The sequence below is a fragment of the Mycolicibacterium arcueilense genome, assembly GCF_058536225.1.
This window is the reverse complement of the sequence record NZ_JBZTYL010000007.1, coordinates 158380-174806: the sequence shown is the minus strand read 5'-3', so window position 1 is coordinate 174806 and position 16427 is coordinate 158380. Positions and strand designations below refer to the sequence as shown.

The 16427-nt window shown below is 67.4% G+C and carries 17 protein-coding genes; 5 read left to right on the top strand and 12 right to left on the bottom strand.

The genetic code is table 11. The features are described 5' to 3' along the window. Positions 1-35 precede the first annotated feature (35 nt). The 4 genes from AC4LGL_RS04985 to AC4LGL_RS04970 are packed head-to-tail and all read right to left on the bottom strand — an operon-like array spanning position 36 to position 4553. Positions 36-1067 (bottom strand): pyridoxal phosphate-dependent aminotransferase, encoded by a 1032-nt coding sequence (locus AC4LGL_RS04985; RefSeq protein WP_491837881.1) that lies wholly within the window; start codon positions 1065-1067, stop codon positions 36-38. Beyond that, positions 1067-2104: a 3-oxoacyl-ACP synthase III family protein gene (locus tag AC4LGL_RS04980; RefSeq protein ID WP_491837880.1), complete on the bottom strand. Its 1038-nt coding sequence runs from the start codon at positions 2102-2104 to the stop codon at positions 1067-1069. The genes AC4LGL_RS04985 and AC4LGL_RS04980 overlap by 1 nt, the downstream gene beginning before the upstream one ends. Before the next feature lie 9 nt (positions 2105-2113). Next, the gene (locus AC4LGL_RS04975) at positions 2114-2794 is read right to left on the bottom strand and encodes an SRPBCC family protein (protein ID WP_491837879.1); all 681 of its coding nucleotides are present in this window, start codon (positions 2792-2794) and stop codon (positions 2114-2116) included. Continuing rightward, the gene (locus AC4LGL_RS04970) at positions 2775-4553 is read right to left on the bottom strand and encodes a thiamine pyrophosphate-binding protein (RefSeq protein ID WP_491837878.1); all 1779 of its coding nucleotides are present in this window, start codon (positions 4551-4553) and stop codon (positions 2775-2777) included. The genes AC4LGL_RS04975 and AC4LGL_RS04970 overlap by 20 nt, the downstream gene beginning before the upstream one ends. 179 nt (positions 4554-4732) lie before the next feature. Here AC4LGL_RS04970 and AC4LGL_RS04965 point away from each other — a divergent pair, with 179 nt between their 5' ends. Further along, positions 4733-5410, top strand: coding sequence for a class I SAM-dependent methyltransferase (locus AC4LGL_RS04965; protein ID WP_491837877.1), 678 nt, complete (start codon positions 4733-4735; stop codon positions 5408-5410). A 19-nt stretch (positions 5411-5429) separates the two neighbouring features. Here the strand turns inward: AC4LGL_RS04965 and AC4LGL_RS04960 are convergent, their stop codons facing one another. The 5 genes from AC4LGL_RS04960 to secY all read right to left on the bottom strand — a co-directional run bounded on the left by AC4LGL_RS04960 (position 5430) and on the right by secY (position 9465). After that, positions 5430-6164: an anti-sigma factor family protein gene (locus AC4LGL_RS04960; RefSeq protein ID WP_491837876.1), complete on the bottom strand. Its 735-nt coding sequence runs from the start codon at positions 6162-6164 to the stop codon at positions 5430-5432. Beyond that, a complete protein-coding gene (locus AC4LGL_RS04955; protein WP_064932768.1) occupies positions 6161-6688 on the bottom strand; it encodes a sigma-70 family RNA polymerase sigma factor in 528 nt (175 codons plus the stop codon). The genes AC4LGL_RS04960 and AC4LGL_RS04955 overlap by 4 nt, the downstream gene beginning before the upstream one ends. A gap of 115 nt (positions 6689-6803) precedes the next feature. Then, entirely contained in the window at positions 6804-7601 is a 798-nt protein-coding gene (map, locus tag AC4LGL_RS04950; RefSeq protein WP_491837875.1) for a type I methionyl aminopeptidase, read from the bottom strand. Beyond that, positions 7598-8143 carry an adenylate kinase gene (locus AC4LGL_RS04945; protein WP_358020960.1) on the bottom strand — a complete coding sequence of 182 codons (546 nt, stop codon included), beginning with the start codon at positions 8141-8143 and terminating at the stop codon, positions 7598-7600. The genes map and AC4LGL_RS04945 overlap by 4 nt, the downstream gene beginning before the upstream one ends. Next, positions 8140-9465 carry a preprotein translocase subunit SecY gene (gene secY, locus AC4LGL_RS04940; protein WP_491837874.1) on the bottom strand — a complete coding sequence of 442 codons (1326 nt, stop codon included), beginning with the start codon at positions 9463-9465 and terminating at the stop codon, positions 8140-8142. The genes AC4LGL_RS04945 and secY overlap by 4 nt, the downstream gene beginning before the upstream one ends. 313 nt (positions 9466-9778) lie before the next feature. On the opposite strand from secY, the gene AC4LGL_RS04935 reads away from it, so the two are divergent. Genes AC4LGL_RS04935 through AC4LGL_RS04920 form a run of 4 tightly spaced genes read left to right on the top strand, consistent with a single transcriptional unit; the run spans position 9779 to position 13490 of the window. Further along, on the top strand, positions 9779-10693 hold the full coding sequence (locus AC4LGL_RS04935; protein ID WP_491837873.1) for a class I SAM-dependent methyltransferase: 915 nt from the start codon (positions 9779-9781) through the stop codon (positions 10691-10693). Between the two features lie 12 nt (positions 10694-10705). Continuing rightward, on the top strand, positions 10706-11638 hold the full coding sequence (locus AC4LGL_RS04930) for an SAM-dependent methyltransferase (protein ID WP_491837872.1): 933 nt from the start codon (positions 10706-10708) through the stop codon (positions 11636-11638). 7 nt (positions 11639-11645) lie between these two features. Then, a complete protein-coding gene (locus tag AC4LGL_RS04925) occupies positions 11646-12551 on the top strand; it encodes a class I SAM-dependent methyltransferase (protein ID WP_491837871.1) in 906 nt (301 codons plus the stop codon). An 18-nt stretch (positions 12552-12569) separates the two neighbouring features. Beyond that, positions 12570-13490, top strand: coding sequence for a class I SAM-dependent methyltransferase (locus tag AC4LGL_RS04920; RefSeq protein ID WP_491837870.1), 921 nt, complete (start codon positions 12570-12572; stop codon positions 13488-13490). A 20-nt stretch (positions 13491-13510) separates the two neighbouring features. On the opposite strand, the gene AC4LGL_RS04915 is transcribed toward AC4LGL_RS04920, so the two are convergent. The 3 genes from AC4LGL_RS04915 to AC4LGL_RS04905 are packed head-to-tail and all read right to left on the bottom strand — an operon-like array spanning position 13511 to position 16397. Further along, on the bottom strand, positions 13511-14008 hold the full coding sequence (locus AC4LGL_RS04915; protein WP_491837869.1) for a DUF3830 family protein: 498 nt from the start codon (positions 14006-14008) through the stop codon (positions 13511-13513). Next, positions 14005-15414, bottom strand: coding sequence for an amidase (locus AC4LGL_RS04910; RefSeq protein WP_491837868.1), 1410 nt, complete (start codon positions 15412-15414; stop codon positions 14005-14007). Before AC4LGL_RS04910 ends, AC4LGL_RS04915 begins: the two co-directional genes overlap by 4 nt. Then, positions 15411-16397: a D-2-hydroxyacid dehydrogenase gene (locus tag AC4LGL_RS04905; RefSeq protein WP_491837867.1), complete on the bottom strand. Its 987-nt coding sequence runs from the start codon at positions 16395-16397 to the stop codon at positions 15411-15413. The genes AC4LGL_RS04910 and AC4LGL_RS04905 overlap by 4 nt, the downstream gene beginning before the upstream one ends. Between the last annotated feature and the right edge of the window lie 30 nt (positions 16398-16427).

Sequence of the window (16427 nt, the reverse complement as noted above, 5' to 3'; positions counted from 1 at the left end):
GCATTCTGCAGGCATCGGGTCCGGCCGGCCGGTCCTCAACTCGCGGCGGTCACCGCGCTCAGCACCGCCCGGGTGGACTGCCGGGATCCCACGGTGATCCGCACCCCGCCGTCGGCGTAGTGACGCAATTGCAGTCCGCTGCCGTCGAACACCTCCGGCCACGACGTCGGCCGGCCCGGCAGGAACAGGAAGTTGGCCTGCCCGTCGGTGCTGTAGACGCCGAGCGCCCGCAACCGCATCTGCAGATAACGCCGTTCCGCGGCGATCATCCGGATACGTTGACGCAGTTGATTTTCCGCAGAATAGGACGCCGCGACCGCCACCTGGGCACTGATCCCGATCCCGAACGGCAACTGCATCCGCCACAGGTCGCGGGCGAGATCCGGTGCGCAGAACCCATAGCCGATCCGAAGCCCGGCCAAACCGTAGGCCTTCGAAAAGGTGCGCACCACCACGACATTGCCGAACCGGGCGACCAGGCTCGGTCCGTCGATGCGGTGCTCGGCGGCCAGGAACTCCACATACGCCTCGTCCAACAGGACGACGGTGTCCGAGGGCAGCCGGGTCAGGAAGCGCTCGATCTCGTCGGCCGGTTCGATCGTGCCGGTCGGGTTGTGCGGCCGGCACACCGCCACCACCCTGGCCCGCCCGGCGGCCTCGGCCAGCGCGTCGAGGTCGTGCCGTCCGTGTTCGTCGAGTGGAACGGTCACCGTCCGCAGCCGTGCCATCTGCGCGAAGATCGGATAGCCGTCGAAGGTGGGAGTCGCCATCACCATGGTGTCGCCGGGGCTGGTCACCGCATGCAGCACCTGCATGATGACCCCGGTCGCGCCGGCTCCGACGATCACCTGCTCCTCGGCTATCCCGTCATGGCGGGCGATCAGCGAGCGCAACCGCTGCGGCAGGAACTCCGGATACCGGTTGGCGGCCTCATCGCACGCCCGCAATGCCGAACGCACTGCGGGCAACGGCGGAAAAGGGCATTCGTTGAGCGACAGTGCCAGCGGGTTGACCGCCTGCGGCAGCGCCCCGACAGCGTCGAGCAGTGCCGAGCGGGGAGCCACCATCACGCGTTCCCAGAGTCGCCGCGACCGCCCCAGCGCACGGCCGCGGCGCCGGCGAAGTCACCGGCGTGAGCGAAGGCGGCCATCAGCACGGTGTCGCCGGCCTTCACCCGACCGCCGGTGACGGCCCGGTCGAAGTTGACCGGAATGCCTGCGGCGAACAGGTTTCCGCAATCATCAAAAGTATCGACGTGTCTCGATTCGGGCAGCTCCAACGCGTCGCGCCAGTTCCGCAGGAACACGCGATTGGGCTGGTTGGTCACGAGCAGGTCGATATCCTTGGGCTGCACCCCGATTCGGTCGCAGACCGTATAGGACACCTCGGGCACCTGTCGGTTGCCCCGTGCCAGCACCTTGGTGATCTTGCTCTCGGTGAACCCGATGCAAGCCTCCCCCGGGCCGGCCTGCCACCATTTGCGCGGCGGGTCCATGACGACGGTCATGTCGCCCGCGTACTCCCCATAGGTGCGGCATTCGACGTCGAGGATGGGTGACCGGTCGGACAGCGTCACCAACCCGACCGCGGCCCCATCGCCGGGAACCGCCGCCTGCGCCTTGCTCCGGATGGTCTCCTGGTCGAACACCTGGCCCGCCGAGTTCTGGGCGATCGCGATCACCGCGGTCCGGCCCTCACCCGAACGCAGCAGGGTGCGCGCCACTTTGAGCGCCAGCACGAACGCGGCACAGCCGCCGTTGTGCAGGTCGATCACCCAGTTGGGCTTCATGCCCAGCCGATGGGCCATGCCGCCGCCGCCACCATAGAATGGCATGTCGGGCAGTTGGGTGTGAGTGATCAAGACGTCGGCCCCGGTGATGGCATCTGCACCGTGCCGCTCGATCAATCCGGCGGCAGCCCGCTCGACCATGTCGATCGCGGTTTCGTCGGGCCCGACGTGATGACGGAACCGCGGGGCTCGGAACATCACGTTCTCGGCCAACTCGTCGGTTTCGGCGAACCCGGCGTAGTAGTCGGCACTGACCGGGTCACCGGGCAGGTAGGTAGATACATCGATGAGGCTGACGGGTGTCTGCGCAGTCATGGCTGGACCTCACTTCATCCAGGCCGGGGTGACCGACAGGCCGTTGCGGTGCCGGTATTCGGCGATTGCCTTGAGGTTTCGCAGTTCCAGTAGGTGTCCGGGGCCGAACATGTCCCAGAAATCCCCCACCCACACCGGGCGGGCCGGGGGTGCGGTCTCCGGGTAGGGGTTCTCGTCGTAGAACGGATGATGGCAATTCGTCCACAGCACAACCGAACCCGGCTTGTCGAAGACCACCTGCGCGTCGACGATGCGCATCAGGTAGATCATCCACAGGTGCTTTCCCTGATCCCAGGCGCAGTGGTAGTCGACGGTCAGCGCGTCGCGGTGGGCCACCGTGCGGGTGTAGATCTCACTGCCTGGCCCCGACGGCCCGGCGCCGAGCCGGTCGTGGGCCAGCCACAGCCCGGGCTCCTCGGTCGGGGTGAAACCACGCAGGCTGTAGGTCCACTCCTCCAGGCAGCGGGTGTCGGACAGGTAGTCGAACAACTCGTCGGGTGGGCACTCGATGAAGTCGTTGACCGTGCAGTATTGACCGAACACCTGGTCGTGCGGGTAGACCGACCGCATCATGTCCATGATGATCGGGGTGGCCTGCTCCTTGGGCGAGGTCTCGATCCGGATGAGGCCGTCCAGCGGGGTGGGGGTACCCCGATGGACCGTGATGTCTTCAAGCGCGGGCAGTGACATGGGTCCTGTTCTCCTCTGGATTGGAAGGGTCGTCTGGATTGGAATGGGCACTGTCGGCGGCGAGAAATGCTGCGAACGGCGGGATTTCGTCGGCTGAACATTCGATGCTGAGTACCGACGGACCGTCGGTGTCCAGTGCCATACCCAACGCCCGGGGCAGTTGGCCGACGTCGGCGACGTCGTAGGCGGGCAGGCCGGGGAACATCGCGGCCAGCCCGGCACCGAGCCGGCTCGGGCCGAACCTATTGTACGAGTAGCGGTCCTCATAGAACAGCTGCTCACGGGTGACGCACATGGCGTGCGCGTGGTTGTCGAACAGCACGAAGGTGATCGGCAGCCGGTACTGCATCGCGGTGTGAATCTCCATGCCGTGCATGAAGAATGAGCCGTCACCGGCGATCACGACGGTGCGCCTTGCGGTGCCGGTGGTGGCTGCATCAGCGGCGCGGTGAAACGTCATCCCGATCCCGGCTCCGAAGCTGTAGCCCATGCCGCCCATGCCCAGCGCCACCATGAAGCGGCCGTCACGGCGGGCGGGCAAGTAGTGGATGGCCGAGGCCCCCACGTTGCCGGCGTCGACGACGATATCGGTGCCGTCGGCCAGGTCTGCGTCGAGCACGGCCATCGCGTCGCGGTACCGGATACCGGGACCGTGGTGGTCCGGTGGGCGCAGTTCGGTGCGCGGCAGGTGGTCGGGCACCCGGACCTGGGTCGGACGGCCCGCCCCGGACAACGCGCGGGCCAGCTGTGTCAACGATTCCCGCAGGTCGCCCGAGTGGACATGGGTGCACGACGGATAGGGCACCTGGGCGCCGATCGAGTAGGTCGGTACCGAACCCAGCACGCTGTCGAGACCGGCCCGCGCCGTCACCGTCATGCGGGTTCCCACCAGCAGGCACAATGCACTCTGACCTGCGGCGGCAGGTACCCCGGGGTGCCCCATCACACCGGCTACCCCCAGCGCGGAGGACGAGCCGAGTCCCGGGGTGCCGGCCACGTCTTTGGCATCGGGCACCGTGGCCACCCGGGCACGCAGTGTGGCCCGAAGTCGTTCGAGTTCGGCGCGGGCGTCGTCGCGGGCCACCTGCTCGCCGGCGATGATCGTGATCGGCCCGTCGGCCCGGCGCAACGCCTCTTCGAGCACCTGCGGATCGCCGAAGTGGATGCCCGCCCCGGCCGGGTGGACGCTCCCGTTGGCTCGCCCGTTGACGCGGCTTCCGTCCACCCCGGCCACCTCGGCCTGCTGAACGTCCTTGGGCAGCAACAGGACCGCGGGTCCGCCGGTTCGGGCGGCTGCCAGCGCCTCGGGCAGCGCCGTGAGAATGTCGCCGGGTGTCAGCACCCTGCGGCAGTACACCGAGACCGCCGAGAACAGGGCGTACGCGTCCAGGCTCCCGTTGTCGCCACTGGTGTCCTGGAAGGCCCCGCGGCCGTCGAGCGTTGTCGGTGCCTGCCCGATCAGGGCCAGCACCGGAACCCGGCTGGCCAGGGACTCACCGAGGCCGGGCACGGTGTTGAGGCAACCGCCACCGGACGTCGCCGCCACCACGCCGATCCCGGCGCCGCTGCGGCTGTAGCCGTCCGCCATTGTGGCAGCGGAGAATTCGTGTTTGGCCAGCACCGCGGTGATGTCGTCCCGAAAGTACGCCGCATCGTAGAGGTCCTCGATGTTGGCGCCGTCCACACCGAAGAGGTGCGAGATCCCATTTGCCGCCAGGGACCCGACGATGTGGTCCACCACCCTGTGCGCCTTGACCATGTGTCACCTACTTCCGTGCTCTGCCAGTGACACGACCCGTGGGCGGCGGCGGTTCACCGTGGGGGCGGATTCGTCCGAACTCCCGGCGACACCGCAGGAAATGTTCAGGACACCATCAAGATCAGCCGGAACCGAGGGGGATAGTGGAGGGCAGGGGTCGTTGGGATCGGAGGCATCGGATGGCACAGCCGGGTATCGATTGGGAAGACGCCTATCGTCAGGAAACCCCGCCGCCGTGGAGCATCGGTGCCCCACAGCCCGAGCTCGCGCGATTGATCGAGCAGGGCAAGGTTCGCGGCGAGGTGCTCGACTCCGGATGCGGCCATGCCGCACTCTCGCTGGCCCTGGCCGAACGGGGTTTCACCGTGGTCGGACTGGATGCCAGCCCGACGGCGATCGCAGCGGCAGTCGCCGCCGCAGCCGAACGTGGCCTGACCACAGCCAGTTTCGCGCAGGCCGACATGACCACCTTCACCGGTTATGACGGCAGGTTCGACACCGTGATCGACAGTGGCCTTCTGCACGCGCTACCGATCGACGGGCGCCGCCCCTACATCCAGGCCATCCACCGGGCCTCGGCACCGGACGCGAAGCTGTACATCCTGGCCTTCGCGACAAGGCCCTTCGGCGGTGACGCTCCCGGACCCAACGGCTTCACCGCCGACGAACTGCGCGACACCGTCGCCACCTGTTGGACCGTCGACGAGGTGCGCCCGGCCAAGCTGTACGGCAACGACAACCCAGCCGGCGGACCGGCGTCAGCGCCCGGGGTGGAGCGTGACGGCGCCGGTCACATCGTGATGTCCGGCTTTCTGCTGAGCGCGCACAAAGAACCCGAGCTGCCCCGAGCGCCGTAGCCGAACGGACGCTCGGCGCTCAGAGCTGCTTTTCGAGCAGTACCTTGCCCTCGGGCGACGTAACCAGTTGCACCGCAGCGATATCCGACATCGGCATCTGAGTGTTGCCGCTGGGCAGCGCAGTGGCGCCGGACAACCCGATCCACGTCGCGACCTCGTTGCGGCTGCCGTCCCGGCCGATCACCATCATGCCGAGGTTCTGCGGGGGCGCGTCCTGCTTACCCCAGCTGCCATAACTGCAGGCCATGTCGATGCGAGTGCCCCAGGAGTAACTGGTCATCGCGATGCTGGCGTTGATGGGCGTATCGGAGACCTTGCTCATCGCCAGCATCTGGGCGCTCTGCTGCTCGGAGCCGCTGTGCAGGCCGAACACCTCGGGCCGGATGCCGACCACCACACCGAGCGCCAGCAGTGCAGCGGCCACGCCCACGGCTGCCGTGGTCACCCAGCGGGACCGACGCCGGCCCCAGCTGACCTTGGCCAGGACGGACTGCAGCACCTCGGGCCGCAGCGGCGGATCGGGCTCTTCGGATTCGAGGGCGAGCACGTCGTCGAGATCGAGCATGGCCAGTAGCGCGGGCATGCCGGTCAACTCGGCCACCGCGGAACGGCACTGCGCACAGCCGTCCAGATGAGCCTCGTACTCGCGTCGCTCGCTGCTTTCCAACGAACCCAGCACGTAGGCCGCATCCCAGGTCCGGTACTTGTCGAACTCGACCGGATCAGGGATGTGGGGCACACCGAACTGTGTCATCGTGTCACCCCCATCTCCTGCAAGTTCAGTCTCAGCGCGCGTACCGCATAGTGCAGCCGCGATTTCACGGTGCCCTCGGGTATCTGCAGATCGTCCGCGATCTGCCCGGTGGTCCAGCCCTGGTAGTACGCCCGGCGGACCACTGCCCGGTGTTCGTCGGAAAGTTGGCTCAATGCCGTGGTCAGGAGGATTCGGTCCAACGCGTTGTCCACTTTGTCAGGGGTGGCGGCAGCCTTCGAATGCTCTGCCACCTGTTCGGGGTCGGACACCCCGGTTTCGTTCCGAAAGCGGGCGCTCCGGCGTTCATCAATGATCATGTTTCGCGCCACCGTAAACAACCACGCCCGTGCCGAACGGTCGGTGTCGGCGGTGACATCTGGGTGACGCCACGCACGCAGCAACGTTTCCTGCACCACGTCCTCGGCCCGGGCCCGATCACCCGTGAGCCGCAGGGCGTAGCGCCATAGCGCAGCAGCATGCTCGTCGTAGAGCACCCGCATCATGGCGGCCTCCGGATCATCCACTTCCCTACCTCCGTCTGTGACACGACGTTGGTGGCGATCCGGTTCAATTAGAACCTTTGCGCGCCGGCTGACACCAGCGATGGCGCGCGTTTCGAGTATTGATTGCTGGCGTTAATTACCGGGTGAGGATTCGGGGCCCGTCTTCGGTGACGGCGACGGTGTGCTCCCAGTGCGCCGCGCGGGTCCCGTCTGCGGTGACGACGGTCCACTCGTCATCGAGAATCACGGTCTCGGTGGTGCCCAGGGTCAGCATGGGCTCGATGGCCAGTACCGAACCGGGCTCCAGGTAGGGACCGCGCCCGGGTGAACCCTCGTTGGGCAGGAATGGGTCCATGTGCATCTGGCGGCCGATGCCGTGACCACCGTAGCCGTCGACGATCCCGTACTTGCGGTCGTGACGGGCCTCGGCGGCGTGGGTCTCGACCTCGATCGCGTGCGAGACGTCGGTGAGCCGGTTTCCGGGCAGCATCGCGGCGATCCCGGCCTCCATGGCGGATTTCGTTGCTGCAGAAAGAGCTTCGTCGGCGGCGATGAGTGCGCCGACGCCGAAGGTGACGGCCGAGTCACCGTGCCATCCGTCGACGATCGCGCCGCAGTCGATGGACACCAGATCACCGGCAGCCAACTTCTCGCCCGCTGACGGAATGCCGTGCACCACACGGTCATTGACCGAGGCACAGATGCTGGCCGGAAATCCGTGGTAGCCGAGGAACGACGGGGTGCCGCCACCGTCACGGATGACGGACTCGGCGATCTGGTCCAGCTCGAGTGTGGATACGCCGGGGGCGGCGGCCGCCCGGACGGCCCGCAGTGCCGAGGCGACGAGCGCCCCGGCCACGGCCATCGCGTCCAACTCTCCGGCGCTGCGCTGCGCAACGACCTTGCGCTTGCGCAACCCCGGCAATCTGATCACTTACCCAGTGCGTGCAACGCGCGGGCGAAAACCTCGTCGAGGGCGCCCACCGCATCCACGGTCTTCAGGTCGTCGCGGTAGTACTCCAGCAGCGGCTCGGTCTCGTCGCGGTAGACCTTCATGCGGTTACGGATGACCTCGTCTGTGTCGTCGGCGCGGCCACGGCCCTTGAGCCGGGTCAGCAGCTCGTCCTCGGACACCTGGAACTCCACCACTGCATCGAGCTTGTGGTTGCGTGCGGCGAGCATGTCCTTGAGCGCGCCCGCCTGCTCGACCGAGCGGGGGTAGCCGTCCAGGATGAAACCGTCGGCGGCGTCGGCCTGATCGATGCGATCCTCCACGAGGCGGTTCGTCAGCTCGGCCGGCACCAGATCGCCGGCGTCCAGGTAGCGCTTGGCCTCGAGCCCGAGCGGAGTGCCGTCGCCGATGTTCTTGCGGAACAGGTCCCCGGTGGAGATTTGCGGGATGCCGAGCTTCTCGGACAGCTTCTCCGCCTGCGTGCCTTTGCCCGCACCGGGCGGTCCGAGTAGAACGACTCTCACTTCAGGAACCCTTCGTAGTTACGTTGCATGAGCTGGCTCTCGATCTGTTTCACGGTATCCAGACCCACACCGATCATGATGAGGACCGCGGTACCGCCGAACGGCAGATTCTGTACCGAGCCGGTGTTGCCGATCTGTAGGAACACGTTGGGCAGGACGGCGATCACACCGAGGTAGATCGAGCCGGGCAGCGTGATCCGGCTGAGCACGTACCGCAGGTAATCCGCGGTGGGCTTGCCGGGCCTGATGCCCGGGATGAATCCGCCGAACTTCTTCATCTCGTCGGCGCGCTCGTCCGGGTTGAACGTGATCGACACGTAGAAGTACGTGAAGAAGATGATCAGACCGAAGTAGATCGCGATGTAGACGGGATCGGCGGGATTCGTCAGATAGTCGGCGACGAACTTGTCCCACCATCCGGTGCCCGGATTGGAGCTGCCGCTCTGGATCAGCTGGGTGATCAGATGCGGGATGTAGATCAGCGATGACGCGAAGATCACCGGGATGACGCCGGCCTGGTTCACCTTGAGCGGCAGGTAGGTGGACGTGCCGCCGTACATCTTGCGGCCCACCATGCGCTTGGCGTACTGCACCGGGATACGGCGCTGGCCCTGCTCGACGAACACCACGCCGACGATGATCAGCAGCGTCGCGGCAACGACGGCGGTGAATACCAGGCCGCCGCGGCTCTCCAGGATGGTCTGGCCCTCGGACGGGATCCGGGCGGCGATACCGGCGAAGATCAGCAGCGACATGCCGTTGCCGATGCCCCGCTCGGTGACGAGCTCGCCCATCCACATCACCAGCGCTGCGCCTGCGGTCATCACCAGCACGATGACGATCAGTCCGAAGACCGAGGTGTCCTGGATGATGTCGAGGCTGCAGCCCTGCAGCAGTCCGCCGTTGGCGGCCAGCGCCACGATGCTGGTGGCCTGCAGGACGGCCAGCGCGATCGAGAGATAACGCGTGTACTGCGTCATCTTGGCCTGACCGGCCTGGCCTTCCTTCTGCAGCTGCTCGAAACGCGGGATCACCACGACCAACAGCTGCACGATGATGCTGGCGGTGATGTAGGGCATGACGCCCACCGCGAACACCGTCAGCTGCAGCAGCGCGCCGCCGGAGAACAGGTTGATCAACGAGTAGATCTGGGCGGAGTCGCCGCCGCTGACCTGCTCGATGCACTTCTGGACGTTCGGGTAGTTAACCCCCGGAGACGGGATCGACGCGCCGGCCCGGTAGAGAATCACCAGACCCAACGTGAACAGGATCTTGCGTCTGAGGTCGGCCGTCCGCAGCGATGAGATGAAAGCCGAAAGCACTCTTCCTCCTGCGCAGCCGACCTCTCAGCGCGGCGTGCCAAACGGGGCTGGTGGAGCCAGCGTCAATGGTCAAGTCGTTTACGACCGCCCGGCAGGCGCGCAGCCTGCGAACTCAGTCGTCAAATCAGTCTACGAGAGTAACAGTTGCCCCCGAGTACCCCCGTCATGCACCCGCGCCCGCCCGCCTCGATCCGGCCGGGATCTGGCCGAGCTGCGGAGCAGAGCTTCTCTTCAGAATCGGAGCGTACAGTCGGCGACAGCTCATTACACCACCTAACTAACACGTTGATTTCGACTGAACAAAGGGGAATTCATGGCCCGGACTGCCGACGACTCGTGGGATCTGGCCTCCAGCGTGGGTGCCACGGCGACGATGGTCGCGGCAGCGCGCGCAATGGCCACCAATGCCGATGATCCGGTGATCGACGACCCCTTCGCCGCTCCCCTGGTCCGCGCTGTCGGGATGGACTTCTTCACCAAGCTCGCCGACGAGAACTTCACCACCGAGGGCCTCGACGAGGAGGCCGCAACAGGGCTGATCCGATTCGCCAACGGCATGGCCGCCCGCACCCGCTTCTTCGACGACTTCTTCCTGAGCGCGTGCCGCGCCGGCATCCGGCAGGCGGTCATCCTCGCCACCGGACTGGACTCACGGGCATACCGGCTGCCGTGGCCTGCCGGCACCGTCGTCTACGAGGTCGACCAGCCCGAGGTGATCGAGTTCAAGAGCACCACCCTGGCGGACCTCGGCGCGGTACCGACCACCGACCGCCGCACCGTGGCCATCGACCTGCGCTTCGACTGGCCCTCGGCGTTGGCCGAGGCCGGATTCGACCCGTCGGTGCCGACGGCATGGATCGCCGAGGGGTTGCTGGGCTACCTGCCGGGGGACGCCCAGGACCGTTTGCTCGACCAGGTCACCGCGCTGAGTGCGCCCGGCAGCCGATTCGGTGTCGAGGGCGTGCCAGCCACCGAGTCCAACGACGAAGAGACGATCCGGGCCAAGATGCAGGAGTTCACCGACCGCTGGCGGGCGCACGGCCTGGACATGGACCTCAACGAGCTGATCTTCCTCGGCGACCGTGCCGACGTGACGACGTATCTGGAAGGACATGCCTGGAAGACCACGGGCATCTCGTCCAACGATCTGCTGGTCCGGACGGGTCTGCCTCCTGTCGAGGATGAGGCCCACGCGGCATCGGTCCTCTACATCAGCGCCGAGAAGTGAGGCGGGCGAGCGATGGCACGGTCTGACACCGACAGCTGGGATCTGGCCTCCAGCGTGGGCGCGACGGCGACGATGGTCGCCGCGGCACGCGCGATGGCGACTGCCGAGCCCGATCCGCTGATCAACGATCCCTACGCGGCGGACCTGGTCCGCGCCGTCGGGGTGGAGTTCTTCACCAAACTCGTCGACGGCGAGATCGGCCTCGACGGTGAGCTGGCCTCCGGCGCGGCGCTGATGACGGGGATCATGGCGGTGCGGACCAAGTTCTTCGACGACTTCTTCATCGCCGCCGTAGGCGGCAATTCCACCGGAGCCGCCGGCGACGCCGGCATCCGGCAGGCGGTCATCCTCGCCTCCGGTCTGGACTCGCGCGCCTACCGGTTGCCCTGGCCGGACGGCACCGTGGTCTACGAGATCGACCAGCCCGAGGTGATCGGGGCCAAGACGGCCGCCATGACGCAGATCGGGGCAGCCCCGACGGCCGAACGCCGCACCGTGGCCGTCGACCTGCGCGACGACTGGCCTGCGGCATTACAGGCGGCAGGCTTCGATCCGAGCGCGCCGAGCGCGTGGAGCGCCGAGGGACTGCTGGCCTACCTGCCGCCCGAGGCCCAGGACCGGTTGTTCGACAACATCACCGCGCTCAGCGCCCAGGGCAGCCGGCTGGCGACCGAGTACCACCTGCCGGGCATGGCGGTGGACCTGCGCGAGCGCGGACAGGTGCTGAGCGAGCAGTGGCGTCGACACGGGCTCGAACTCGACCTGGCCAACCTCTGGTACGACGGCGAGCGCAATTCGGTCGTCGACTACCTGACCGACGGCGGCTGGTCGGTGACCGCTCGGCGACGGCCCGAGCTGTTCGCCGAATACGGCCGCGAGTTCCCCGCCGGAGAAGCCGCTGCGCCACAACGCAATTCGCAGGCCGTCATCGCGATACGAGACTAGGAGCACCATGACCCGCACCGAAGGAGACACCTGGGATCTGGCCACCAGCGTCGGGGCCACCGCGACCGGTGTCGCAGCCTCCCGCGCCCTGGCCACCAAACAGCCCGACCCACTCATCAACGACCCGTTCGCCGACGCACTGGTGCGTGCGGTGGGACTGGAGCACAGCATCCGGCTCGCCGACGGCGAGGTGTGCGTCGAGGGCGATCTGATGCTGGACCGGCAGCGGATGTGTGAGCAGATCGCCGTCCGTACCCGATTTTTCGACGACTTCTTCACCGATGCTGCGGCGGCCGGTATCCGGCAGGCGGTGATCCTGGCGTCCGGTCTGGACACCCGCGCCTACCGGCTGGCCTGGCCGGCCGGCAGCGTCGTGTGCGAGGTGGATCAGCCGGCGGTGCTGGAGTTCAAGACCCGCACCCTGGCCGAGCTCGAGGCCGAGCCGGCCGCCGAACTGCACACCGTGCCCGTCGACCTTCGCGATGACTGGCCGAAAGCCCTGCGTGACAATGGCTTCGATCCGTCGGCCCCGACCGCTTGGATCGCCGAGGGCCTGCTGATCTATCTGCCGCCGGAAGCCCAGGACCGGTTGTTCGACAACATCACCGCGCTCAGCGCCCCGGGCAGCCGACTGGCCACCGAGCACATGGATGCCGCCTCGCTCAACGACAAGTGGACCGAGCGGGTCAGCCAGTGGTCCAAGAAGGTCGGCTCCGATGTGGATCTGAAGGACCTGTTCTACTCCGGCGAGCGAACAGCCGCCCGCGACTACCTCAACGCGCACGGGTGGGACGCGACAGTGCAGCCCACCCGGGCCGCCTACGCGTCGCACGGCTTCCCCTACCCCGAGGAGCTTGCCGACCTCGCCGGTGATTCTGGTTATCTGTCAGCAACGCTCAAGACATCTAAGTAGACGGCCGGGAGGCGCACGATGGCACGAACCGATGACGACAGTTGGGATCTGGCCTCCAGCGTCGGCACCACTGCCACGCTGGTGGCGACGGGGCGGGCGATCGCGAGCCAGGATTCCCACGGCCTGATCGACGACCCGTTCGCGGCGCCGTTGGTGCGCGCGGTGGGCATCGAGGTGTTCACCAAGATGGTCGACGGTGAGCTGAGTATGGATACCCTCGCCCAGCTCGCACCGGATGCGGCCGAGCGTGCCCGCTCCAATATCGACGAGATGGCTGTGCGGACCCGGTTCTTCGACGACTTCTTCATCACGTCGGGCAAGGCCGGTATCCGGCAGGCGGTGATCCTGGCCTCCGGTCTGGACTCGCGCGCATACCGCCTGCCCTGGCCGGCGGGCACCGTGGTCTACGAGATCGACCAGCCCGAGGTGATCGAGTTCAAGACGCGCACCCTCGCCGACCTTGGCGCGGAGCCGAAGGCGGAACGACGCACCGTACCGATCGACCTGCGGAACGACTGGCCGGCCGCCCTGCGGGCGGCGGGATTCGACCCGGCAAAACCGACCGCGTGGTGCGCCGAGGGTCTGCTGATCTACCTGCCGCCCGAGGCGCAGGACCGGTTGTTCGACAACATCGCCGCGCTCAGTGCGCCCGGCAGCGCGGTGGCCACCGAATTCGTGCCCGCGCTCAAGGATTTCGACCCGGAAAAGGCACGCGCCGCCACCGCGACGTTCAGCCAGCTCGGTCTGAACCTGGACATGCCGTCGCTGATCTACCACGGCGAGAGGCATTCGGCCGCCGACTATCTGAACGCCAAGGGTTGGGAGATGTCCGGCACGCCCCGCTCGGAACTGTTCGTCCGCCACGGCCTGCCGGTGCCCGACCGCGACGACAATGACCCGATGGGTGAAATCGTCTACATCAGCGGCACTCTGGACTGAGTTCTGCCGGCGCCACCCGATCACGGCACCCGGGCAAAGCGCAACGTCTCGCCCCTGGCTCCGCCCATCCACAGGTCCTGACACGCCGCGGCCATGTCGTCGAGCCCTTCGATGATCTCGCCGAACACGTTGCCGGGCACCCAGCCCTGGTCTCCGTTGATCAGCAGGTTGTTGCGGCCGTAGAACAGCGCCAGGTCGACGATCGCTCCGGTGGTTCCGGTGCCGGCGCTGTTCTCGTATCCGTACGCGGGGTTGCCCAGATCGTCTGAGTCGAACGAGAACCAGCACAGATCGCCCGGGATCGGGGTGACCGTGGTGTTCTCCTTGCCGGGGTCGGTGCCGAACGCCGGCAGCAGCGTGTAGATCTCGTTGCGGGCGTACTTGCCGTGAAATACCTGTGCCGCCAGCGGCAGGGCGTCCCACACCGCGGCGCAGGTGCGCGGCGCCGCTTCGTCGAGAAGCCGGGCCACGCAACTGACTCCGCGTTTGTCCAACGACACCGTGATCAACCGGCTCATGCAACCTCCTCGGTGAGCAACGCGGGCACCCGGCGATGCCAGTCCGTGGCGCCCTGGTACGCCTCCCCCACCCGGAGCACCAGGGCATCCGAGTGTCGGGGTCCGACGATCTGCAGTCCGACGGGCAGGCCACCCGCGCTGAACCCGCACGGCACCGAAAGTGCGGGCTGCTGAGTCAGATTGAACGGGTAGGTGTAGGGCGTCCAACTCGTCCAGTCCGGTGAGGGCGAACCGTCGGGCACGTCCTGGCCGACGGCGAAGGCGGTCAACGGCAGCGTCGGGGTGACCAGGACGTCATAGGTCTGGTGGAACCTGCCCATCAGTTCCCCGAGCTTCATCCGGACGGCGGTCGCGTCCAGATAGTCCGACGCGGTGAAGGCCGCCCCGGTCTCGGCCGTGCGCCGTAGACCGGCATCGACATGTCCGGCGTCCGGACCAGTCAACTTGCCTTCCAACACCTTTGCCTCACCGGCGAACCACAGCACATGGAAGGCGTGCACCGGGTCGGCGAAGCCCGGATCGACCTCCTCGACGTGCGCGCCTGCCGCCACAAGCACCTCGACCGCCGCCCGCACCGCGATGTCCACCTCAGGGTCATTGACCCCGAAGCCGAGGTTCGGCGAGTAGGCGACCCGCAGCCCGGCGATGCCGCCGTTCAGCGCGGCGCGGAAAGATGCACGCGGAGAAGGCATTGCCGACCAGTCCCGCACGTCGAATCCGGTGACCACATCCAGCAACGCGGCGACGTCGGCGACCGTGCGCGCCATCGGCCCGGCGTGCGACAGCGTGCCGAACGGGCTCGGTGGATACAACGGGATGAGTCCGTAGGTCGGTTTGAGCGCGACGGTGCCGGTGAACGCGCCAGGGATGCGCACCGAACCACCGCCGTCGGTGCCCACCGACCACGCGCCCATACCGAGCGCCACGGCCGCGGCACTGCCCCCGCTCGACCCGCCTGCGGTCATCCCGGGATCCCACGGGTTGCCGGTCACCCCATAGCGCGGCGAGTCGGTCACGCCCTTCCACGAGTACTCCGGGGTGGTGGTCTTGCCGAGCAGCACCGCACCGGATTCGCGCAGCCGCGCCACGCTGGGTGCGTCCTCGTTCCACGGGCCCGCCTCGTCGATGAGCCAGCTGCCACGCAGGGTCGGCCAGCCCCTGGTCCACAGCGCGTCCTTGATCGACGTCGGGATCCCGTCGCCGGGGCCCAGCGGACACCCGTCATGCCAACGCTTTTCGGACTCCCGCGCGGCGGCCATCGCGCCCTCGGGGTCGACGAGCACGAACGCGTTGACCGCGTCGTTGTGGCGGTCGATGGCCGACAGCGCCGCGCGGGTCGCCTCCACTGGCGAGAGCGCCTTGGTGCGGTAGGCCTCGATCAGCTCGACGGCCTGCGGGATGGTCACGTCCGCTCCCCCGGTACGTAACCGAGCGCCTTGTCGACGACGTTGACCAACGGCTGCCCGGCCAGCCAGCGCCGCGCATTGTCGGCGAACTGATCGGCGAGAGTCTCGCGGAACCCCACGACGTCACCGGACATGTGCGCGGTGATGACGGTGCCGGGCGCGTCCCACAGCGGGTGTTCGGCGGGCAACGGCTCGGTGCTGAACACGTCCAGGGTGGCCCCGCCGATGCGGTGTTCGGTCAGCGCGGCAAGCAGCGCATCTTCGTCGACGATCGGTCCCCGCGCGATATTCACCAGGTGCGCATCGGGTTTCATCTCCTTCAACACGGCCGCGTTCACCAGGCCCCGCGTCGCTGCGGTGAGCGGAGCCGCCAGCACGAGGTGATCGCACCAGCCGACAGCCGAGGTCAGATCGTCGGTGGCGACCACCGCACCGAAATCCGGGTCCGCGGCGACGGCCACGCGCCCGGCACCACGCACGGACAGACCCGCCGCGCGCAGCAGACGCGCGATCTCCCGGCCGATGCCACCCGTCCCGACCACGAGAGCCTTGGCGCCCGCGATGCTGCGGGTCTCGCGGTAGCGCCACTCATGCCGGCGTTGGAAATCCAGGCTTGCCTGGCTGCCCTTCGCATACGCCAGCACCGCGCCGAGCACGTATTCAGCTATGGGACGGTCGAATACGCCGCGGGCATTGGTGATCACCACGTCCGATTCCCGTAACCGGTCGAACAGCAACGTGTCGACCCCGGCCGCGGGGACGTGAATCCACTCGAGCGCATCCGCACGTGCCCAGACGTCACGCAACGCGGTGGAGAAGTAGTCCCACAGCAGCAAGGCCCGCGCCCCCTCGACCGCCTGCCCCAACCCGGCGGCGTCGCTGTAGCGGAACTCCGCGTCCACGTCGTCCAGACCGGGCACGCGGTCGGTCTCACGCTCGCACAACACCGCGATCAGGGGGCGGGTTGCGTTGGGTGGCACCATTCCGAGGCTAGGAACACGTTCGTATTATTG